Source organism: uncultured Roseovarius sp. (genome assembly GCF_913054395.1).
In the GTDB taxonomy this organism is placed as follows: Bacteria; Pseudomonadota; Alphaproteobacteria; order Rhodobacterales; family Rhodobacteraceae; genus Roseovarius.
The window spans coordinates 1-21,809 of sequence record NZ_CAJXIP010000054.1; the positions used below are offsets into that span (position 1 = coordinate 1).

Consider the following 21,809-nt stretch of genomic DNA (forward strand, 5'->3'; position numbering starts at 1 on the left):
AATGCGGTCTGCCCAAGAAGATGGCGCTCGAACTGTTCAAGCCGTTCATCTATTCGCGCCTCGAGGCCAAGGGCCTCAGCTCGACCGTCAAGCAGGCCAAGAAGCTGGTGGAAAAGGAACGCCCCGAGGTCTGGGATATCCTTGATGAGGTGATCCGCGAGCATCCGGTGATGCTCAACCGGGCGCCGACGCTTCACCGCCTGGGCATTCAGGCGTTCGAGCCGGTCTTGATCGAAGGCAAGGCGATCCAGCTTCACCCGCTGGTCTGTGCGGCCTTCAACGCCGACTTTGACGGTGACCAGATGGCTGTTCACGTGCCGCTTTCGCTGGAAGCCCAGCTTGAAGCGCGTGTCTTGATGATGTCGACCAACAACGTTCTGTCCCCCGCCAACGGCGCGCCGATCATCGTTCCGTCGCAGGACATGATCCTTGGCCTCTATTATGTCACGCTGATGCGCGAAGGCATGAAGGGCGAGGGCATGGTGTTTTCGTCGATCGAAGAAGTCCAGCATGCGCTGGATTCCGGCGAGGTGCATCTGCACTCGCGCGTCACGGCACGCGTGCCGCAGATTGATGACGAGGGCAACGAGGTCATCACCCGCGTCGAGACAACGCCGGGCCGGGTGCGTCTTGGGGCGCTTTTGCCGCAGAACGCCAAAGCGCCGTTCAGCCTTGTGAACCGCCTTCTGCGCAAGAAGGAAGTGCAGCAGGTCATCGACACCGTCTATCGCTATTGCGGTCAGAAAGAGAGCGTCATCTTCTGTGACCAGATCATGACCCTTGGGTTCCGCGAAGCGTTCAAGGCCGGGATTTCCTTCGGCAAGGACGACATGGTGATCCCTGATACCAAATGGACCATCGTCGAGGAAACCCGCGGTCAGGTGAAGGGCTTTGAACAGCAGTACATGGACGGCCTGATCACTCAGGGCGAAAAGTACAACAAGGTCGTCGATGCCTGGTCGAAATGTAACGACCAGGTCACCGAGGCGATGATGGGGACCATCTCGGCCGAACGTAAAGACGAAAACGGCGCCGTGATGGAGCCCAACTCGGTCTATATGATGGCCCACTCCGGTGCGCGTGGCTCGGTCACTCAGATGAAACAGCTGGGCGGCATGCGCGGCCTGATGGCCAAGCCGAACGGCGACATCATCGAAACGCCGATCATCTCGAACTTCAAGGAAGGCCTGACCGTTCTTGAATACTTCAACTCGACCCACGGCGCGCGGAAAGGTCTGTCTGATACGGCTCTGAAAACCGCGAACTCGGGTTACCTCACCCGTCGTCTGGTGGACGTGGCGCAGGATTGTATCGTGCGTGAGCATGATTGCGGCACAGAGCGCGCGGTGACGGTTGAAGCGGCTGTCAACGATGGTGAAATCGTGGCCTCGCTGGCCGAACGTGTGCTGGGCCGTGTTGCGGCCGAAGATATCGTTGACCCGGTCAGCGAAGCGGTCCTGATTTCCACGGGCCAGTTGATCGACGAACGTATGGCCGACATGCTTGAAGAAGCTGCGGTGCAAACCGTGCGTCTGCGCTCGCCGCTGACTTGCGAGGCCGAGGATGGCGTTTGCGCCATGTGCTATGGTCGCGATCTGGCACGCGGTACGATGGTCAACATCGGCGAGGCCGTGGGTATCATCGCGGCACAGTCGATCGGCGAGCCGGGCACACAGCTTACGATGCGGACCTTCCACATCGGCGGCGTTGCACAGGGTGGCCAACAGTCGTTCCTTGAAGCCAGCCAAGAGGGGACGATCACTTATGATCAGCCCCAGACCCTGGTCAATTCGAACGGTGAAACCCTCGTGATGGGCCGGAACATGAAGTTGCGGATCATCGGCGAGAAGGGCGTTGAACTTGCCAGCCACAAGGTGGGTTACGGGACACGTCTCTTCGTCGAAGAGGGCGCCAAGGTCGTGCGCGGTCAGAAACTGTTCGAATGGGATCCCTACACCCTGCCGATCCTGGCCGAAAAATCCGGGACCGCGAAATTCGTCGACCTCGTCAGCGGCGTTGCCGTGCGTGACGTGACCGATGACGCGACCGGCATGACCCAGAAGATCGTCACCGACTGGCGCGCGGCCCCCAAGGGCAACGAGCTTAAGCCCGAGGTGTTCATCGTGGGCGCCGATGGCGAGCCGATGCGCAACGATGCGGGCAACCCGGTGACCTACCCGATGTCAGTCGATGCCATTCTCGCGGTCGAAGAAGGCCAGGAGGTGCATGCAGGTGACGTGATCGCGCGAATCCCGCGCGAAGGCGGCAAGACCAAGGACATCACCGGTGGTCTGCCGCGTGTGGCCGAACTCTTTGAGGCACGCCGCCCCAAGGATCACGCCATAATCGCGGAAATCGATGGTTACGTTCGCTATGGCCGCGACTACAAGAACAAGCGTCGCATCACCATCGAGCCTGCGGACGAAACGATGGAGCCGGTGGAGTACATGGTGCCCAAAGGCAAGCACATTCCGGTTCAGGAAGGTGATTTTGTCCAGAAGGGTGATTACATCATGGACGGCAACCCCGCGCCGCACGACATCCTTGGGATCATGGGTGTCGAGGCGCTGGCGAACTACATGATCGACGAGGTGCAAGAGGTTTATCGCCTGCAAGGCGTGAAGATCAACGACAAGCACATCGAAGTCATCGTCCGCCAGATGTTGCAGAAATGGGAAATCCAGGACAGCGGCGATACCACGCTTCTCAAGGGCGAGCATGTGGACAAGGTCGAATTCGATGAAGCCAACGAGAAGGCGATCTCGAAAGGCGGACGTCCGGCACAGGGCGAGCCGATCCTTCTCGGGATTACCAAGGCCAGCCTGCAAACCCGCAGCTTCATCTCGGCGGCGTCGTTCCAGGAAACCACCCGCGTGCTGACCGAAGCATCGGTACAGGGCAAGCGCGACAAGCTGGTTGGTCTCAAGGAGAACGTCATTGTTGGCCGCCTTATCCCGGCCGGCACCGGTGGTGCCACCCAGGAGATGCGCCGTATCGCGACCGCACGCGACAGCGTCGTGATCGAGGCCCGTCAGGAAGAAGCCGCCGCTGCGGCCGCTCTTGCCGCGCCGGTGGTTGAAGATGATGTTGTCGGCGGTGACGAGTTCGACAATCTGGTGGACACACCGGAGAGCCGCGACGAGTAAGCGCGACGCATAGAAAAAGAAAAGGGCCCGGCCAAGCGATGGCGGGGCCCTTTTTTATTGCGGACCGGTTGCGGGGGGCGGTGTCGGGTTTTGAGTATTTGGGCCAAGAAGAAGCCCATGGGGCATCTTATCCCCGACCGGTTTTGTTCAATTCGCTAAGGGGGATATGACAGCGGATGGCGTGGCCGTCCGCGCCCTTTTGCCAGGGTGGTGTATCGGTATCGCAGCGCTGTCCCAGTTTCACGGGGCAGCGCCGCTGGAACGGACAGCCGCATGCAGGCGGGGAGAGTTCCGCGACGTCTGCGGTCAGCAGATGGGGGGCGTGATCCGGATCGGGTTCTAGGACCGCGTTCAACAGCACCTCGGTATAGGGGTGCGAGGGCGCGGCATAGACCGTCGCCGAGGGGCCGATTTCGCACAGGCGCCCCTGGTAGAGAACGGCGACGCGATCCGACAGGGCGTGCACGACGGTCAGGTCATGGCTGACGAAAACGAAGGTCGTCTTGTGGCGCGCCTTGAGATCATTGAGCAGCTCAAGCACGGCCGCCTGGACCGAGACATCCAGCGCCGAGGTGATTTCATCGCAGAGCACGATTTCGGGGGCGGCGGCAAAGGCGCGGGCGATGGCGACGCGCTGCTTTTCGCCACCCGAAAGTTGACCGGGGCGGCGGTCGAGATAATGCGCGCCGAGGCGCACGGTTTCCAGCGCCTCGGTGGCACGGCGGCGCAACTCGGGTCCGGCGAGGCCAAAGTAGAGGCTGAGCGGTTGTGCCAGGATGTCCGCAACACTGTGGCGGGGGTTCAGGCTTTCGTCGGGATTCTGGAACACCATCTGAATGCGGCGAAGCTGATCTGGGGGGCGCTTGTCGACGCGAGGGGCAAGTGCGGTGCCGTCACCGAGAGTGATCCGACCCTGCGCCGGAGGTAAAAGCCCCGCAATCGTCTTGAGGATGGTGGATTTGCCACTTCCGGATTCGCCAACCAGTCCCAGCGTCTCACCCTGCGGGATCGTCAGGGTGATGTCATCCACGGTGGCCGGGGGGCCTGGGCGCGCAGGCATGAAACGGGCAAAGGAGCCGGGGCGGTCATAGCGGATCGCGATGGTGTCAAGGGCAAGGGCCAGGGGGCTGTTCCGGGGGCAGCAGGACAGCGGTGCACCGCTTCCGCTCATGTCCATTTGCGCGATCTGCTCGGGGTAAAGACAGCGGCTTTCCTGTCCCGTCCCGCCCTGTACCATCGGGGGGTGTATGGCGCGGCAATGATCCGTCGCAAGCGCACAGCGCGGCGCAAAGGCGCAGCCGGTCCTGTCACTGCCGGGCGAAGGCGGGCGTCCTTCCAGGGCACGCGGCAGGGTGCTTTCGCCGAGCCGCGGGATCGAGGCCAGAAGCCCGCGCGCATAGGGATGCGCTGGGGTTTTCAGCACGGCGCGCGTTGGCCCTTCAAGCACGGTTTCCCCGGCATAAAGCACCTGCACCCGGTCACAGACCCGCGCGATGACGCCGAGATCATGGCTGACATAGACCATCGCCATGTTCCGTGTTCTGGCCAGATCGCGCAGCAGTTCAAGGATATGCGCCTGGGTCGTCACATCAAGGCCGGTGGTCGGCTCGTCGAGCAAAAGCGCATCCGGCTCGCCGGCCAGGGCCATGGCGATGGCGACGCGCTGCTGTTGCCCGCCTGACAGCTCGTGCGGATAGCGGCGCAGGATGGCCGCCGGATCAGGCAGGCGCACCTGGGTCAACAGGTCGATGGCACGGGCCGTGTGCGCGCCTGCGGGCAATGCGCAATGCAGGCGCAGCGCCTCATCAAGCTGGCGGCCGATGCGCAGGGTTGGCGTCAGGGCCTGCCCCGAGTTCTGCGGGATCAAGCCAAGTTGGCCACCGCGTATCCGGGCAAGCTCTGCTGCGGTGCGGGTAAACATATCAGCGCCGTTATAGATCACCTCGCCCGAGATTCTTTGCAGGCCATGTTTGAGATATCCCATCGCCGCGAGGGCCAGCGTGCTTTTGCCTGACCCGCTTTCGCCGACAATGCCGATGCTTTCACCACGACAGACCTGAAGATCTATCCCGTGCAGGACCGGAAGCATGCTGCCCGAGCGGCCGCGAAATCCGACGCAGAGCCCGCGTATGTCAATCAACGGCTGGGTGGTCATGTCAGATCACCGCCTTTCGGCCCTGATCAAGCCCAAGGGCCTTGGCCAGGGCATCGGCGGTCAGGTTGATCCCGATGATGAGAGAGGACAGGGCGATCATCGGTCCCAGGACACCCCAGGGCGCGAGCGACATATAAACCCGCGCATCCGATACCATAAGCCCCCAGTCGGGCGTTGGCGGGGCTACGCCAAAGCCCAGAAACGACAGTGCGGAAAATCCGAGCAGCATCCACGACCAGCGCATTGCCCCCTCGACCAGAAGGGTGTCGGTGACATTGGGCAAAATCTCTCGGCGCACGATGCTGAGAGGGCTGTGGCCGCGCGCGCGCGCGGCCGAGATGAAATCGCGGGCGACCACCTCGTGTGCGGCGGCGCGGGCGACGCGGATCACCGGGATGCCAAAGAAGAACGCAAGCGTCGGGGTGAGCACCTCGTTGCCGCTGCCAAAGACGGTAATCAGAACCAGAAGCGGCAGGATGCCGGGCAGCGCCAGAAACGCATCGACAAGCCGCATCAACACCTCGTCGATCCAGCCGCCGCGCAGGCCCAGAAGAACCCCGAGCATGCCGCCCCAGAGCATGGCGATCGGCGTGGCGATGCCGGTGACCAAAAGGGCCTCGCGTCCACCCAGAAGGACACGGGTGAACACGTCGCGCCCAAGATGATCGGTGCCCAGAAGATGTCCGGCGCCGGGGTTGCCGAGGATCACCGCAGAGTTCATTTCCTTGTAATCGAACGGCGCGATCCAGGGGCTGATCAGGGCTATTATCAGGTGCAGGGTGATCAGGGTAAGCCCGATGGCGCCCGAGGGCCGCGCCGCCATGTCACGCAAGGTTGTCAGGGCGCGCGTGCGCCGTACCGGAGCGGCGGGCGCGGTCATCGGTGTCCCATGTGGTGACTGCGCAGGCGCGGGTTAAGCAAGAGCCCGAGGATGTCGGCCACAAGGTTCACGCCCACATAGGTGGCCGCGACGATCATCGTGATTGCCTGAACGACCGGAAGGTCACGGTCGGAAATCGCATCAATCAAAAGTCGCCCCAACCCCGGATAGTTGAACACCACCTCGACCACCACCACGCCGCCCAACAGCCAGGCCACCGTCAGGGCAATCACATTGATCGCGGGCAAGAGGGCGTTGGGCAGGGCGTGGCGGAATACGATCTGCCAATAGGGCACCCCCTTGAGCGTGGCCATCTGGACATAATCGCTGGCCATGACGTCGATCACCGAAGAGCGCACCATGCGCATGATATGGGCGATCATGATCATCGTCAGAACCACCGCCGCCAGCACGAATTCGGGGAAGAATTCCAGCGGTGGAGCGTCTGCCGGGGTCAGCACGATGGCCGGGACCCAGCCAAGCCAGATCGCGAAAAGCAGGATCAGGATGGTTGCGGCGACAAATTCAGGGATCGTCATGGCAAAGATCGCACCGCTGGAAAACAGGATATCAATCCAGCTGTCGCGCCACAGGCCGGCCATTGTCCCAAGGAAAATAGACAAGGGGATTCCGACACTTAGGGCGCCAGTGGCCAGCAACAAGGAATTGCGGACGCGATAGCCGACGATCTGGCTTATGCTTTCCTGACCATTGGCCGAAACCCCGAAGTCACCCTGAAGGGCGGCGCCGGCCCAATCGGCATAGCGCGCGAGGGCGGGGGCATTGAGCCCCATATCGGTGCGGCATTTTGCAAGAGCCTCGCCATGGGCGTCGCGTTCCAGAACGGCGGTGCAGGCATCGCCCGGAAGGGCCTCGACCCCGAGGAAAATAATGACCGAGACAAGCCAGACGGTGACAAATCCAAGCGCCAGACGGCGGAAAAGCAGTGGGATCATATCGGCCGGGCCCGCCTTGCAAGGATCAGAGTATCCGACTCAGAGCCTAGCGCATGGGGGTCGGGCGCGTCGAGAGGGTTTGCTTTGGCATGGGGGCCATATAGCCTATGCTTTGGCGGGGATCGCGATCTTGTGACCGACGCCTTCTGGCACAGGCAGGGCGGCATGGGCGGTGGCCATGGCGCGCACCCGGCGCAGGATGTCGTCTGGCATCGGCGCGACGCGCGGGCCCGAGAGGTCGATATGCAGGGTCATCCCCTCGCCGGTGGCCGCAAGCCAGCCGTCCTGATGATAGAGTTCCTGAAAGCTGTGAAAGCGCTTTTCGTCGTGGGCGAGCAGGTGGAACGTGCTGCGCACCCGGTCGCCAAGTTTGATCTCGCGCAGGTAGCGGATGTGAAACTCGGCGGAAAAGGTGCTGTGACCGCGCGCTTTGACATAGTCCGGGCCAAAGCCCATTTCGGCAAAGGCCTCGTCTGCGCAGCGGTCGAACAGCACGGTGTAATAGCCCATGTTCATGTGGCCGTTGAAGTCGATCCAGCCCTCTTCGACGCTGTGAAAAGAGGACATGAAGGGAGATGCATCGGACATGGGGGCGCTCTTTTCGTTGAAGATCGCGCCTTCTTTACGGGAAATCAGGGGCGGTATGCAATGGCGTGCGGATTTCTCGCGGTGCTATCCCCAAGGGCCGGATGCCCCGGCCTGAGCCGCCGTGCCCGCCATCTCGCGCAGGGCGCGGATGCGGTTGGCGGGGTCCGGGTGGGTGGAAAACAGCCGGTCACGGGCATGGGCATGCAACGGATTGATTATGAACATATGGGCCGTCGCCGGATTGCGCTCGGCGCTGTCGTTGTCGATCCGTGCAGCCAGCCCCGATATCCGTTCAAGCGCAGAGGCCAGCCAGAGCGGATTACCGCAGATTTCGGCCCCGATGCGGTCGGCCTCGTATTCGCGGCTGCGGCTGATGGCCATCTGTACCAGGCCCGCCGCCAGAGGGGCCAGCACCATGAGCGCCAGCGTGCCGATAAAGCCAAGCGAATTATTGCGGTTGTTGCCGAAGAACAGCGCGAAATTCGCCAGCATCGAGATTGCGCCGGCAAAGGTGGCGGTGATGGTCATGATCGACGTGTCATGGTTGCGGATATGGGCGAGTTCATGGGCCATGACGGCGGCAATCTCCGGCTCGCTCAGCCGGGTCAGAAGGCCGGTGGTGGCGGCCACGGCGGCGTTTTGCGGATTGCGCCCTGTGGCAAAGGCGTTGGGTTGATCGTTGTGCAGGATATAGACCTTTGGCCGAGGCATGCCCGCGCGGTCGGCCATGGCATGTACCATCCGCTCAAAGGCGGCACCCTCGGGGCCGGTCGGGGCGCGCGCATCGTGCATCCGCAATACAAGCCGGTCGGAGTTCCACCAGGTATAGGCGTTCATCGCGAGCGCGATCACCAGCGCGATCACCGCCCCGCCGGTGCCGCCCAACAGCGCGCCGATCCCTAGAAAAAGCGCCGTCATTGCCGCCATCAACACGGCCGTGCGCAGATATCCCATCATGGCTTAATCCCCGAATTACACCACCGCTATATGGGGGCTTTCAGCCGCGCGACAAGCGGTTAGGGTAGGGGCATGATCATCTCATCCGGGCACCGCCTTATCTTTGTTCATATCCCCAAGACCGGCGGCACCTCGATGGCGCTGGCGCTTGAGGGGCGCGCCATGGCCGATGACATCCTGATCGGGGACACGCCCAAGGCACGGCGGCGGGCTGGACGCCTGAAGGGGGTCGCGGCGGCGGGGCGGCTCTGGAAGCATGCGACGCTGGCGGATATTGACGGGCTTGTCGGCCTCGGGACGATCCGCGAGGCGTTTACCTTTACGCTGGTGCGCAACCCTTGGGACCGGATGGTGAGCTATTATCACTGGTTGCGCGGGCAGGGGTTCGATCACCCGTCGGTGCGCCTTGCGCAGGCGCAGGATTTCAGCGGATTTGTGAACGCCCCGGTGACGCAAAAGGCATGGAGGGCGAACCCCGCAAGGGCCTACATGACCGCTGCGGACGGGGTGGAATATTGCACCAGCTATATCCGGCTTGAACATCTTGAAGAGGATGCCGCGCCGCTTTGGGATCACCTTGGATTCCGGCTTGACCTGCCCCGCGCCAATACATCCGATCACGCAGATTACCGCAGCTATTACAGCCCCGCCGATGCCGCCCTTTTGGGGCGAATCGCGGCAGAGGACATCGCGCGGTTTGGCTATGTTTTCTGACATGTTTTCATAGGATTGAACCCGGTTTTCACCTAATAGCAGGTATGACAGCAGGCTGTTGGCGCAGGGGAAACGATGCCGTGATTCCACCATTTTTCGGGCCACATCCGGTCACGTTAACCGTGGCTTATCGAATTAGGGCGATGCTGCATCTGTCTGCTGTCACAGGTGCTTGGAAATGAATATGGGGTGATCGATGCTGGGGTGGATTGGCTCGATAATGGAAAAACCGGTCGGGGAGGCCGCGCCGACCGGTATGGCGCAGGAACCCGGAGGCGTGATGGCCGGGCTGGTGTCGGGCACGAAGGTTGCTACGGCCACGGGCTGGCGTCCGGTCGAGGCGCTGACATCCGGGGATCGTATCCTGACCTTTGACAACGGGTTGCAACCGCTGAGTTGTGTCCGCCGCCAACCGCTCTGGAACGGTAACCAGGCATGCCCCCAAAAGTACTGGCCGCTGGAACTTGCGCGCGGTGCCTTGGGCACGCGGGGCGCGTTCAGTATCCTGCCGCATCAGGTGATCATGCTCGAAAGTGATGCCGCCGAGGCGATCTGGGGCGACCCCTTTGCGCTTTTGCTCGCGGTGGCGCTGGATGGGGCCGACGGGGTATCGCGGGTGCCGCCCGCACCCGACGCCGAGGTGATTGCGTTGCATTTCAACGAGGAGCAGGTGGTTTTCGCGGAACACGGATTGATGTTCCTGTGCCCCTCATCGCATGACCTTCTGGATTACGCGCTGAACCTGCAAGACGCCTCGGCCTATACCGTTTTGCCGATCAATGAGGCGCGGCGCCTGACCACGACGCTTGAGGCTGCGGCGGCATTTGCCCCCAATGATCCCATCTTCGCCCCCGCCTGAGACAGGGCCCGCGAGCGGGTAAGGGTCGGGGCGGAGTGCCCGAATTTTTGATCAAATTGCATTTCAGCTCTGGCCGAATCCTCTGCCAGGTCACAATGTCAGCCTTGTTGACCTGTCACTTTGGAGGATCCCATGGCGCATAAACCCATCCGCATAGCTATCAACGGCTTTGGCCGGATCGGGCGCACGCTTTTGCGTATCCTCATGCGCGATGCGGCGGATTTCGAGCTTGTGTTGATCAACGAGATCGAGCCGCTCGCAACCTGTGCCTATCTCTTTCAGTATGACAGCGTTTTCGGCCCTTGGCCGGGGCAGGTGGGAACGGCAGCAAAGTCATTGATTGTGGGTGGCCGCAGCATACCGTTTCACGGTGAATCCGATCTGCGATCGCTTGATCTGTCGGGCGTTGACCTGGTGTTGGAATGTACGGGAATGGGCGGTAAGCGTGCCATGGCCGAACGCGGGCTGGCCGCCGGTGCAAAGGCGGTTCTCGTATCCGGGCCCTCGGCCGAGGCCGATATCACGCTGGTGATGGGGGCCAATGAAGAGGCACTTGGCGATCATCTCATAATTTCCAATGCGTCGTGCACGACCAATGCCCTGGCGCCACTTCTCAAGGTGCTGGACCAGGCGTTTGGCGTCATCAGCGGCCAGATGACCACCGTGCATTGCTATACCGGAAGCCAGCCCACCGTGGACAAGCCACGCGCCGCCCCCGAGCGAAGCCGCGCCGCCGCCCTGTCGATGGTGCCCACCACCACCAGTGCACAGCACCAGACCGATCTTGTCCTGCCTGCCCTGAAGGGCCGGATCGAGGCACGCGCCATTCGCGTGCCAACCGCGAGCGTGTCCTGCATCGACCTGACCGTTCAGACCCGCGCCGAGGTTCGTCAGGATAGGGTGAACGCCTGTCTGAAGGACGCGGCGCAGTCGCATGATTATCTGGGCTGGACCGAACAGCCGCTGGTCTCGTCCGACCTGCGCGGCCGGTCGGAATCGATCATCCTGAGCGGACCGCAAACCTCGGTGTCGGTTGGCGGTTTGCTTCGGGTGTTTGGCTGGTATGACAATGAATGGGGGTTCTCGTGCCGGATGCTTGATATGGCCCGGCTGATCGGGCGGCGGGGCTAGCCCGCCGCGCCGCTTGATTACTTGCGCAACACCACCTTGCCAAAGCCGAGGCTGCCAAGTTTGCTGACCCCAGCGTCAAGCTGTGCCTGGGTCTTGAACGGCCCGGCCAGCACCAGCGTCAGCACCCGGCCATCCCGGTTAAACGTGCCGCGACGCGCCGGAAGCCCGGCGCGGGCGATCTTTTGCGCGGCGGCCTTGCCCTGGGCGGCATCGGCGAAAATCCCGGCCTGCGCATAGCGGTGGCTTGCCGCGCCTGCGATTTTGCCGGTCACCGAGCGTGTCGAGACCGTGGTTCGCGCTGTGTGGGCGGCCCGGTCGTTGGTTGCAACGGTCAAACCATCGGGGCGCTGTTGTTCTGCGCTGGTGTAGGCGGGGCGAAGGCCGGGGGAATTGCGGGTCACATCATGTCCCGAGCGCCGGTTGATGAGCCGACGCGGCACGGTATTGGTCCACATCGCTTCCATCTGGTCCATCCCGGCATAGGTCTGATGCGCGCGTCTGGTGTTCAGGCGGTCATCTTCCCAAACCGGTTCATAGCCTTCGGGCACATAAACCCCGGTCACGCTGTTTTGCTGCTTGGCATAGATGCGGGCGGGTGCGACGCGGGTTGTCCGCCCGATATGCCCTGAGGTTCCGGCTGTATCCGGTCTGCGCGGGGCGGTCGTGGTCACGTACCCGGTTCTCGCGGGGCGGTTGACGTAGGTCACATGCGGGCTGGTCTGCGGGCCACAGCGCACGGGAGAGCCCTTGTATTGTACCATATAGGCCGCCGAAACCCCGGTCCAGCCCGCGCAGGCGGTGCGTGCGGGGTCGGGCGCGACGATGGTGACACCGCGCGCGGCGGTTGTCCGGGGTTTGGGCGTTGTGACCGTCTTTAGCGGACGGGGCGCGGGCTTGGGGGCCGCGGGTAACGCAACGGCGGCGCGTTTCACCGGCTTGGCGGCTGCGGGTTTGACCGGGGTGGGTTTGACAGGAGCAGGTTTGACCGGGGCTGGGGCTGTCGTCGCCACCTTGGTCGGGACCGGGGCCGCTACGGGTGGCGTGGTCTGGGCCAGGCTCGGCTGGAATCCGCAGAGTGCCTTGCGATCCCGCGATACGCGCGGCACCCAGGTTACATTGGTCCCAACACCCGCACGAATGAACACACAACCGCTGCTATCCACATATTGCCGCCCCTGATAGGAGGGGGGCGGGAATTCAGCGGGTGTCGGCGCATTGCGCAGCGATTGGGCAGAGCCATCCACACCCCCCAACAGGGTGGCGGCCATGGCGATAAGGGCTAGTCTCGGCAGGTTCATTTTACCCTCGGATACAGTTGAGGGAAGATTGCCGTATTCTTGCCGTTTAGTAAACAGTTTATGGCTTATCTTGTGCCAAACATTCGGTCACCCGCATCCCCTAGTCCCGGCAGGATATATCCTTTGTCATTAAGCCGCTCATCGACGGCGGCGGTGACGATCGGTACATCGGGGTGGGCTTCCTTCATGCGGGCAACGCCTTCGGGGGCGGCCAGAAGGCACAGGAACCGGATGTTTTTGGCGCCCGCATCCTTGAGCATCTGCACCGCCGCAGCCGAGGAATTGCCGGTGGCAAGCATCGGGTCAACCACGATGACAAGGCGCTCGCCCAGATTTTCAGGGACTTTGAAGTAGTATTTGACCGGCTGAAGGGTTTCTTCATCGCGGTAGAGGCCGACAAATCCGACCCGCGCCGAGGGGATCAGTTCAAGCATGCCGTCAAGCAGACCATTGCCCGCGCGCAGAATTGAAATCAGCGCCAGCTTGCGTCCGGCAAGCACCGGGGCGTCCATTTTGCGAAGCGGCGTCTCGATCTCTCGCGTGGTCATCGGAAGCTCGCGGGTGACCTCATAGGCAAGCAATTGGCTGATCTCGCGCAGCAACTGCCGGAAGACCGCCGTCGAGGTTTCCTTTTCACGCATCAGGGAAAGTTTGTGTTGCACGAGGGGGTGATCGACGATGGTAAGATGCTGGGTCATTGGCGGTCCTTTGAGTGCGCGGCCGTTCGGTTTGTCTTTCATTCCAGAAAACGTTGCGAAGGGCAACGCCGACGTGGGCAAGGCAAACGCCATTGCGCGCGGCCGCCTGCGCGTGCAAGCTGAGACTTGAAAAATCGGTGCGGCGTGATATGAGCGGGCCGATGAGGTAGTTTAACATTAAACTACTTGGTTTGAGGGGGAGAATATCATGACCGACACCCATACCGACACCCATAAGGACAATGCGCGTCAGGCGGCGCTGGATTACCACGAATTCCCCAGGCCCGGTAAACTTGAAATCCGCGCAACCAAGCCGATGGCCAATGGCCGCGACCTGTCGCGGGCCTATTCCCCCGGCGTGGCCGAGGCCTGTCTTGAAATGAAGTCAGACCCGGCCACGGCCAGCCGCTACACCGCACGCGGCAATCTTGTTGGCGTGGTGACCAATGGCACCGCCGTTCTGGGCCTTGGAAACATAGGCGCTTTGGCGTCAAAACCGGTGATGGAGGGCAAGGCGGTCCTGTTCAAGAAGTTCGCCAATATCGACTGTTTCGATATCGAGGTGAATGAAAGCGACCCGGAAAAGCTTGCCGAGATCGTTTGCGCGCTGGAGCCGACCTTTGGTGCGATCAACCTTGAAGACATCAAGGCGCCCGATTGTTTCATCGTTGAACGAATTTGTCGTGAGCGGATGAACATCCCGGTGTTTCATGACGATCAGCACGGCACCGCCATCGTTGTCGGGGCGGCCGCCACCAACGCACTTCATGTGGCGAAGAAGAAATTCGGCGAGATCAAGGTGGTCTCGACCGGCGGTGGTGCGGCGGGCATTGCCTGTCTCAACATGTTGCTCAAGCTGGGGGTCAAACGCGAGAATGTCTGGCTGTGCGACATTCACGGGCTGGTCTATGAGGGCCGCGAGGTCGAAATGAACCCCGAAAAGGCCGCCTTTGCCCAGAAAAGTGACCTGCGCACGCTGGACGAGGTGATTGACGGGGCCGATCTTTTTCTTGGTCTTTCTGGTCCCAATATCCTGAAACCCGAGATGGTCCGGAAGATGTCGGCGCAACCGATCGTCTTTGCCCTCGCCAATCCCAACCCCGAGATCATGCCTGACCTTGCCCGCGAGGCGGTGCCGGATGCGATCATCGCCACCGGACGCAGCGACTTTCCCAATCAGGTCAACAACGTGCTGTGCTTTCCGTTCATCTTTCGCGGTGCGCTTGATGCCGGGGCCACCGAGATCAACGACGCCATGCAGGTCGCCTGTGTTCAGGGCATTGCGGATCTGGCCCGCGCCAGCACCAGCGCCGAGGCCGCAGCCGCCTATCAGGGCGAGCAGATGACCTTTGGCGCCGACTACCTGATTCCGAAACCGTTTGATCCACGTCTTTCGGGGATCGTGTCTTCGGCGGTGGCGCGCGCGGCGATGGAAACCGGCGTTGCGACCAAGCCGATTGCCGATCTCAAATCCTATAAGGAAAAGCTTGACGCGAGCGTGTTCAAATCCGCCTTGCTGATGCGTCCGGTGTTCGAGGCCGCGGCGACCGCATCGCGCAGGATCGTCTTTACCGAGGGCGAGGATGAGCGTGTGTTGCGCGCGGCGCAGGCCATTCTGGAAGAGACCACCGAACAGCCCATTCTGATTGGGCGCCCCTCGGTGATCGAACAACGGTGCGAACGGATGGGGCTTGAAATCCGCCCCGGACGCGACTTTAACATCGTCAACCCCGAGGACGATCCGCGCTATCGTGATTATTGGGGGAGCTATCACGAAATCATGCAGCGGCGCGGCGTGACCCCCGATCTGGCCAAGGCGATCATGCGCACCAACACCACCGCCATCGGCGCGGTCATGGTGCATCGCGGCGAGGCCGACAGCATGATCTGCGGCACGTTCGGCGAATATCGCTGGCATCTGAATTACGTGACGCAGGTGCTTGGCAGCGAAGAGTATTCCCCGCATGGCGCGCTTTCGATGATGATCCTCGAGGATGGTCCGCTGTTTATCGCGGATACCCATGTCAGGGTCTCGCCGACGCCCGAAAACCTTGCCGAGACCGCCATTGGCGCCGCGCGGCACGTGCGCCGTTTCGGGATTGAGCCGAAGGTGGCGCTTTGTTCGCAATCGCAGTTCGGCAATCAGGGAAGCGATTCCGGCAAGCGCCTGCGGGCCGCGATCGAACTGCTGGATCGGGCGCCGCGCGACTTCAGCTATGAGGGCGAGATGAATGTCGATGCGGCCCTTGATGCGGACCTGCGCGAACGGCTCTTGCCGGGCAACCGGATGCAGGGGGCGGCAAATGTGTTGATCTTCTCGAACGCGGATACGGCCTCGGGGGTGCGCAATATCCTCAAGATGAAGGCAGGCGGGCTTGAGGTCGGGCCAATCCTGATGGGCATGGGCAACCGTGTGCATATCGTTACGCCGTCAATCACCGCGCGGGGCCTTTTGAACATGGCCGCGATCGCCGGCACGCCGGTGGCGCATTACGGATAGGGAATCGGCGGGTTTGCACGAAATTGCTTTGCAGTTTTGCAAAAACGCGCCAAGATCCCGGATAAGCGCATAAACGGGAAGGGTTTGCAAAAATTTGCAAGCCCTTTTCCCGTAGTTCTGCAAATTTCATGCGGTAATCTGCCACGCCGCTGCGCAACATGCTTGCCGCAGGGGCAGACGATCCCTAACACATAATCAACGGATCGGAGGAGGATACCATGGGATACAAAGAGGTTTACGAAGCCTGGCAGCAAGACCCTGACGCGTTCTGGATGCAGGCGGCCGAGGCGATTGACTGGGTTGAAAAGCCCAGCAAGGCACTTTTCGATGACAACGCCCCTTTGTACGAATGGTTCAAGGATGCGCAGGTCAACACCTGTTACAACGCGGTTGACCGTCACGTCGAGGCGGGCAACGGCGCCCGCACCGCGATCATCTATGACAGCCCGATCACCGGCATCAAGCAGAAGATCAGCTATGCGCAGCTTCGTTCGCGGGTGGCGCGGCTGGCCGGTGCCTTGCGGGCGAGGGGGGTCGAAAAGGGCGACCGGGTGATCATCTACATGCCCATGGTCCCCGAGGCGCTTGAGGCGATGCTGGCCTGTGCGCGGCTTGGCGCGGTCCACTCGGTGGTCTTTGGCGGTTTCGCTGCACATGAGCTGGCGGTGCGGATCGACGATTGCACGCCCAAGGCGATCATCGCCGCCTCCTGCGGGCTAGAGCCGGGTCGCGTGGTGCATTACAAGCCGCTGCTTGACGGGGCCATCGAACAGGCCGAGCACAAGCCCGAATTCTGCGTCATCTTTCAGCGCGAGGAAGAGGTCGCGCATCTCGAAGAGGGGCGCGATCACGACTGGCATGCCTTCCAATACGGGGTGCAGCCTGCCGAATGCGTGCCGGTAGAGGGCGATCATCCCGCCTATATCCTCTATACCTCCGGCACCACCGGGGCGCCCAAGGGCGTGGTGCGGCCCACCGGCGGGCATCTGGTGGCGCTGAACTGGACGATGAAGAACATCTACAATGTCGATCGCGGCGATGTATTCTGGGCGGCCTCGGATGTGGGCTGGGTCGTGGGGCACAGCTATATCTGCTACGGACCGCTTATCCACGGCAATACCACCGTCGTCTTCGAGGGCAAGCCGATCGGCACACCGGACGCAGGCACCTTCTGGCGGGTGATCGAAGAGCATAACGTGCGCAGCTTTTTCACCGCGCCGACCGCTCTGCGCGCGATCAAGCGCGAGGACCCCAAGGGGTTGCTGCTCAGGGATTACGACATTTCCTGCCTGCGCGCGCTTTATCTGGCGGGCGAGCGGGCCGATCCCGACACCATTGAATGGGCGCAACGCGAGATGGGCGTGCCGGTTTATGACCACTGGTGGCAAACCGAAACCGGTTGGGCGATTGCGGGCAATCCCGCGGGGATCGAGGCGTTGCCGGTCAAGATCGGCTCGCCCACCGTGGCTATGCCCGGCTATGACGTGCAGATCCTTGACGAGGGCGGCCACCCGATGAAGCCCGGCGAACTTGGTGCGATTGCGGTCAAGCTGCCGTTGCCGCCGGGGACGCTTCCGACGCTGTGGAATGCCGAAGAGCGGTTCCGCAAATCCTATCTCACCACTTTTCCGGGCTATTACGAGACCGGCGATGCGGGGATGATCGACGAGGATGGCTATCTTTACATCATGGCGCGCACCGATGATGTGATCAACGTTGCCGGGCATCGCCTGTCGACGGGGGCAATGGAAGAGGTGCTTGCCGGTCACGAGGATGTTGCCGAATGCGCTGTGATAGGGGTCAGCGATGCCCTCAAAGGGCAGGCACCGGTTGGCTTCCTTTGTCTCAATAGCGGCGTCGATCGTGATGAGGCCGAGGTTGTCAAAGAGGTCGTCAAGCGTGTCCGCGATCAGATCGGGCCGGTCGCCGCGTTCAAGCTTGCCGTGGTGGTGGATCGCCTTCCAAAGACCCGCTCGGGCAAGATTCTGCGCGGGATCATGGTCAAGATCGCCGACGGGCAGGACTACAAGATGCCCGCCACGATTGATGATCCGGCCATCCTGGATGAGATCAAGGTCGCGCTGCAACGCCTCGGTATGGCGAAGTAAAGCGCCGGGATCGGAAATGAAAACAAGGCCCCGGTTTGAAACCGGGGCCTTTATGGTATTAAAATTGGGTCTTCAATATTGCGCTGTCTGGCGCGACGTACTCACAAACGCCGGGCCAGACAGCTTTACCGATCCGGGCACCTGCAGGAAGAACGTACAGGGCCTTGCCGAACCGGTGCGTCCTGTCCATCGGCGGGCAAATTATGGGATGATAAAAAGGATTTGGGACACCCAGAAACACAAGACGCAAAACAACTATTGCAGGTTTAGGCGCGCTGCGCTGTGATACACCTCACATGGTGTGATAATAATTAGGGTTTTTTTAATATGCCGTTAACTTTGGATGCGGGTGGGTCGGAAGACTTGGGCACTGGGTTTGGTGCCTTGTTGGAACGCCATGGCCGCGCTGTGGAGTTTGCGGCCGGAACGACGATTTATGGCACCGGGGATAATGACAGCTCGATGATGTTGATTACCGGGGGCCGGGTCGAGATAAGCCGCACCTCAAGCGACGGACGCCGCTCAATCCTGACGCACCTCGGGGCCGGGGACATGGTCGGGGAATTGGCCGCGTTTGATGGCGGCCCGCGTAGCGCCGATGTGGTGGCCGCGACGCTGGTGCGGGGGCTTGTCATGACGCGGGGGCAGATCGGTGCGCTGTTGCAGGACAATCCCGAGGCCGCGCTTGGCGTGATCGAGACACTCTGCCGAAGGCTGCGCGAGACTTCGGCGATGTATACCGCACATGTGCTGGCGGATGGGCGGGTTCGGCTCGCGCGGCTTTTGCTGCATCTTTCGGAAAAATGGGGCGAGCCGATGCCGGATGGCCGCCGTCGCCTGTCCGAGCGGTTCTCGCAATCCGATCTAGGCGATCTGGTGGGGCTGACGCGCGAAAGCGTCAATCGCCAGATCCGCGAATGGGAACAGGACGGCATCGTCGCGCGACATGGCAGGGGGCTTGTGCTGAGCAATCCGGCGGCGCTTTTGGAGGTCGCCGGCGGCACGGAGTGAGGCCCTCCTGAGAGCGCGTGCAAATGCACTGCACGAGAATTCAGCACCTGATTTTCCGCCGCAATCATCATTTTTGGGAGAAGCATGAACACAGGGCGATGAATGTCGCAATGGGTGAAGCCCCCATAAAGTTGACGATTCGCTTGCTGGCGCTCATCCTTTTTGCCTGCGCAATATGAAAGGATCGTCAAAATGTCCTGTGCTGCAATGATCGCGAAAGGTTGGGAACTGGTCTCCAAGGGGGACTGGGACACGTTGATTGCCGATTATAAAGACGAGGCAATCCTTGTGATCCCAGGCCAAAATGATGTAATTGAGGGGGCGTCGGCAATTCACGCGGCACTCTCGAATCTTGGCGCGGCCGTCCCGCCCGGATTTACGGTGACGGGCGTTCGCCAGGTCGGCGATGGCGAAGACGTCGTCTCGGTCGTCGACTGGAAAAGCGACAAGATTCCTGGCGGCACCCAGTCCAGTGTGCTGTTCCGGATCGCCGATGGTAAAATTTATGAGGAACGCTGGTTCGTTGACACAGAGCAGTGGAAGGCCGCGTTCTAGGTTTTTAGCGGTTCCGCAACCGTCAACCGAGCCGCGCGCCGCCTGTTGGAACCTGCACTGTGATTTGACCTTGACCCTCGGGCCCTGGCATTCATTCGAAAATGTCAGGCAAGCAATTGGCTATGGCCTAGGTGAACTGTTCGCGCAACAGGCGTTCTTCAAGGCCGTGGCCGGGGTCAAACAGGATACGGTGCGAGATGCTGGCTTCGGATTTGATCTCGACCCAGAGCACGTCTTCGACCCAACGGCTATCGGCATCGGCCATCACCGGGCGTTTGTCGGGCTCGATCACGTCAAAGCGTACCACGGCGGCCTTGGGCAACAGCGCCCCGCGCCAGCGGCGCGGCCGGAACGCCGCCACCGCCGTCAGTGCAAGAACATCCGAGCCGATCGGCAAAATCGGGCCATGCGCGCTATTGTTATAGGCGGTCGATCCGGCGGGGGTGGCCACAAGTGCGCCGTCGCAGACGAGTTCCTGCATGCGCAGCCGCCCGTCGATGCTTATGCGCAGCTTGGCGGCCTGCGGGCCTGCGCGCAGAAGCGAGACCTCGTTGATCGCAAGGGCCGTGTGAATTTTGCCATCGCGCGATTCCGCGCGCATCGACAGCGGGTTGATGACCTCTTCGACGGCTGATTCAAGCCGCTCGGGCAGGTCGTCCTCACTATATTCATTCATCAAAAAGCCGACCGTGCCGCGGTTCATGCCATAAACCGGGATGTCGAGATTCTGCGTGCGATGCAATGTGTGGAGCATGAAACCATCTCCGCCAAGCGCCACGATCACGTCGGCCTCGGCCTCGGGGACCTGACCAAAGCGCAGGGTCAACGCTTCAAGCGCGCTTTGTGCGGTGGGCGCGTCGCTGGCAACAAAGGCGATCTTGCGGGTCATGCGGCGGTGGTCCTGTTTCCAAAGGGCGAAGGTATGTCGCGGATCGAACCATAAATTCCACCCATAGACCAGCCATGCCGTTCAGACGTGGGATTTCGTCGCTTTACATTCTTTCAAAGCGTTCAGGTTTCCTATAGGAAATCCATGAAATTCACCCCTGCCGGAGTTGTCACAATGCCCCATGATGGAAACCAGCCTGTTGCGGATCAAGGCTTTTTCACCGAATCCCTGTCGTCGCGCGATCCAGAACTTTTTGGCGCGATCACATCCGAGCTTGGCCGTCAGCGCGACGAGATCGAGCTGATCGCCTCTGAAAACATCGTCTCTGCCGCCGTAATGGAAGCGCAGGGCAGCGTGATGACCAACAAATACGCCGAAGGCTATCCCGGACGGCGTTATTACGGCGGCTGCCAATATGTCGATATTGCCGAGAATCTGGCGATCGAGCGGGCCTGCAAGCTGTTTGATTGTGCGTTTGCCAACGTTCAGCCGAACTCGGGCAGCCAGGCCAACCAGGGCGTGTTTCAGGCGCTGCTTCAGCCGGGCGATACCATTCTCGGCATGAGCCTTGATGCCGGCGGTCACCTGACCCATGGCGCGGCGCCCAACCAGTCGGGCAAATGGTTCAACGCGGTTCAATACGGTGTGCGCAAGCAGGATAACCTGATTGACTACGATCAGGTGCAGGCGCTTGCCACCGAGCATCAGCCCAAATTGATCATCGCCGGTGGTTCCGCCATCCCACGCCAGATCGACTTTGCCCGGTTCCGTGAAATTGCCGATATGGTCGGCGCTTACCTACTGGTCGACATGGCGCATATCGCAGGCCTTGTTGCAGCAGGTGAACACCCCTCGCCGTTCCCACACGCACATGTTGCGACCACAACCACCCACAAGACCCTGCGTGGCCCACGCGGAGGCATGATCCTGACCAATGACGAGGCTATAGCCAAGAAGGTCAACTCGGCAATCTTCCCCGGCATCCAGGGCGGCCCGCTGATGCATGTTATCGCCGCCAAGGCTGTTGCCTTTGGAGAAGCCCTGCGCCCCGAGTTCAAAGAGTACCAAAAGCAGGTGCGAGCGAACGCGGTAGCATTGGCCGATCAACTGATCAAAGGCGGGTTGGACATTGTCACCGGTGGCACCGATACTCACGTGATGCTGGTTGACCTGCGCCCTAAGAGCGTCACAGGCAACATCGCTGATAAGGCCCTCGGCCGCGCCCATATCACCACCAACAAAAACGGCATCCCATTTGACCCGGAAAAGCCGATGGTCACTTCGGGTCTGCGCCTGGGTACTCCGGCTGGCACCACACGTGGATTTGGTGAAGCAGAGTTCCGCCAGATCGCCGATATGATTGT

General features: G+C 61.5%; 17 protein-coding genes. 9 read left to right on the top strand and 8 right to left on the bottom strand.

The annotated features are described in order from the left end of the window. A partial coding sequence (gene rpoC, locus QZ522_RS09395; RefSeq protein ID WP_294610262.1) for a DNA-directed RNA polymerase subunit beta' occupies nucleotides 1-3,146 on the top strand: 3,146 nt, incomplete at its 5' end. Nucleotides 3,147-3,273: 127 nt separating this feature from the next. On the opposite strand, the gene QZ522_RS09400 is transcribed toward rpoC, so the two are convergent. The 5 genes from QZ522_RS09400 to htpX form a co-directional block, all read right to left on the bottom strand. Further along, a complete protein-coding gene (locus QZ522_RS09400; protein ID WP_294610265.1) occupies nucleotides 3,274-5,301 on the bottom strand; it encodes an ABC transporter ATP-binding protein in 2,028 nt (675 codons plus the stop codon). Between the two features lies 1 nt (nucleotide 5,302). Continuing rightward, nucleotides 5,303-6,181 carry an ABC transporter permease gene (locus QZ522_RS09405; RefSeq protein WP_294610268.1) on the bottom strand — a complete coding sequence of 293 codons (879 nt, stop codon included), beginning with the start codon at nucleotides 6,179-6,181 and terminating at the stop codon, nucleotides 5,303-5,305. After that, on the bottom strand, nucleotides 6,178-7,137 hold the full coding sequence (locus QZ522_RS09410) for an ABC transporter permease (protein WP_294610271.1): 960 nt from the start codon (nucleotides 7,135-7,137) through the stop codon (nucleotides 6,178-6,180). The genes QZ522_RS09405 and QZ522_RS09410 overlap by 4 nt, the downstream gene beginning before the upstream one ends. A 105-nt stretch (nucleotides 7,138-7,242) precedes the next feature. Next, nucleotides 7,243-7,725 carry a thioesterase family protein gene (locus tag QZ522_RS09415; protein WP_294610273.1) on the bottom strand — a complete coding sequence of 161 codons (483 nt, stop codon included), beginning with the start codon at nucleotides 7,723-7,725 and terminating at the stop codon, nucleotides 7,243-7,245. A gap of 84 nt (nucleotides 7,726-7,809) precedes the next feature. Continuing rightward, nucleotides 7,810-8,679, bottom strand: a complete 870-nt coding sequence (gene htpX / locus QZ522_RS09420) for a zinc metalloprotease HtpX (protein WP_294610310.1) — start codon at nucleotides 8,677-8,679, stop codon at nucleotides 7,810-7,812. A gap of 75 nt (nucleotides 8,680-8,754) precedes the next feature. Between htpX and QZ522_RS09425 the strand changes: the two genes are divergently transcribed. The 3 genes from QZ522_RS09425 (at nucleotide 8,755) to QZ522_RS09435 (ending at nucleotide 11,386) form a co-directional block, all read left to right on the top strand. Continuing rightward, entirely contained in the window at nucleotides 8,755-9,396 is a 642-nt protein-coding gene (locus QZ522_RS09425; protein WP_294610276.1) for a sulfotransferase family 2 domain-containing protein, read from the top strand. Between the two features lie 196 nt (nucleotides 9,397-9,592). Further along, nucleotides 9,593-10,255, top strand: a complete 663-nt coding sequence (locus QZ522_RS09430; protein ID WP_294610279.1) for a Hint domain-containing protein — start codon at nucleotides 9,593-9,595, stop codon at nucleotides 10,253-10,255. A 132-nt stretch (nucleotides 10,256-10,387) separates the two neighbouring features. After that, on the top strand, nucleotides 10,388-11,386 hold the full coding sequence (locus QZ522_RS09435; RefSeq protein WP_294610282.1) for a type I glyceraldehyde-3-phosphate dehydrogenase: 999 nt from the start codon (nucleotides 10,388-10,390) through the stop codon (nucleotides 11,384-11,386). Between the two features lie 17 nt (nucleotides 11,387-11,403). Here the strand turns inward: QZ522_RS09435 and QZ522_RS09440 are convergent, their stop codons facing one another. Together QZ522_RS09440 and upp are read right to left on the bottom strand one after the other, a co-directional pair. After that, nucleotides 11,404-12,684: an SPOR domain-containing protein gene (locus tag QZ522_RS09440; RefSeq protein WP_294610284.1), complete on the bottom strand. Its 1,281-nt coding sequence runs from the start codon at nucleotides 12,682-12,684 to the stop codon at nucleotides 11,404-11,406. Nucleotides 12,685-12,749: 65 nt separating this feature from the next. Continuing rightward, the gene (upp, locus tag QZ522_RS09445) at nucleotides 12,750-13,382 is read right to left on the bottom strand and encodes a uracil phosphoribosyltransferase (RefSeq protein ID WP_294610288.1); all 633 of its coding nucleotides are present in this window, start codon (nucleotides 13,380-13,382) and stop codon (nucleotides 12,750-12,752) included. Between the two features lie 208 nt (nucleotides 13,383-13,590). On the opposite strand from upp, the gene QZ522_RS09450 reads away from it, so the two are divergent. The 4 genes from QZ522_RS09450 to QZ522_RS09465 all read left to right on the top strand — a co-directional run bounded on the left by QZ522_RS09450 (nucleotide 13,591) and on the right by QZ522_RS09465 (nucleotide 19,556). Continuing rightward, a complete protein-coding gene (locus QZ522_RS09450) occupies nucleotides 13,591-15,882 on the top strand; it encodes an NADP-dependent malic enzyme (RefSeq protein WP_294610292.1) in 2,292 nt (763 codons plus the stop codon). A 218-nt stretch (nucleotides 15,883-16,100) separates the two neighbouring features. Then, a complete protein-coding gene (gene prpE / locus QZ522_RS09455; protein ID WP_294610295.1) occupies nucleotides 16,101-17,990 on the top strand; it encodes a propionate-CoA ligase PrpE in 1,890 nt (629 codons plus the stop codon). A gap of 327 nt (nucleotides 17,991-18,317) precedes the next feature. Next, a complete protein-coding gene (locus QZ522_RS09460) occupies nucleotides 18,318-19,001 on the top strand; it encodes a Crp/Fnr family transcriptional regulator (RefSeq protein ID WP_294610298.1) in 684 nt (227 codons plus the stop codon). A gap of 192 nt (nucleotides 19,002-19,193) precedes the next feature. Further along, nucleotides 19,194-19,556: a nuclear transport factor 2 family protein gene (locus QZ522_RS09465; RefSeq protein WP_294610301.1), complete on the top strand. Its 363-nt coding sequence runs from the start codon at nucleotides 19,194-19,196 to the stop codon at nucleotides 19,554-19,556. A 127-nt stretch (nucleotides 19,557-19,683) separates the two neighbouring features. On the opposite strand, the gene QZ522_RS09470 is transcribed toward QZ522_RS09465, so the two are convergent. Further along, the gene (locus QZ522_RS09470; protein ID WP_294610304.1) at nucleotides 19,684-20,445 is read right to left on the bottom strand and encodes an NAD kinase; all 762 of its coding nucleotides are present in this window, start codon (nucleotides 20,443-20,445) and stop codon (nucleotides 19,684-19,686) included. 174 nt (nucleotides 20,446-20,619) lie between these two features. Between QZ522_RS09470 and glyA the strand changes: the two genes are divergently transcribed. Then, a partial coding sequence (gene glyA, locus QZ522_RS09475) for a serine hydroxymethyltransferase (RefSeq protein WP_294610307.1) occupies nucleotides 20,620-21,809 on the top strand: 1,190 nt, incomplete at its 3' end.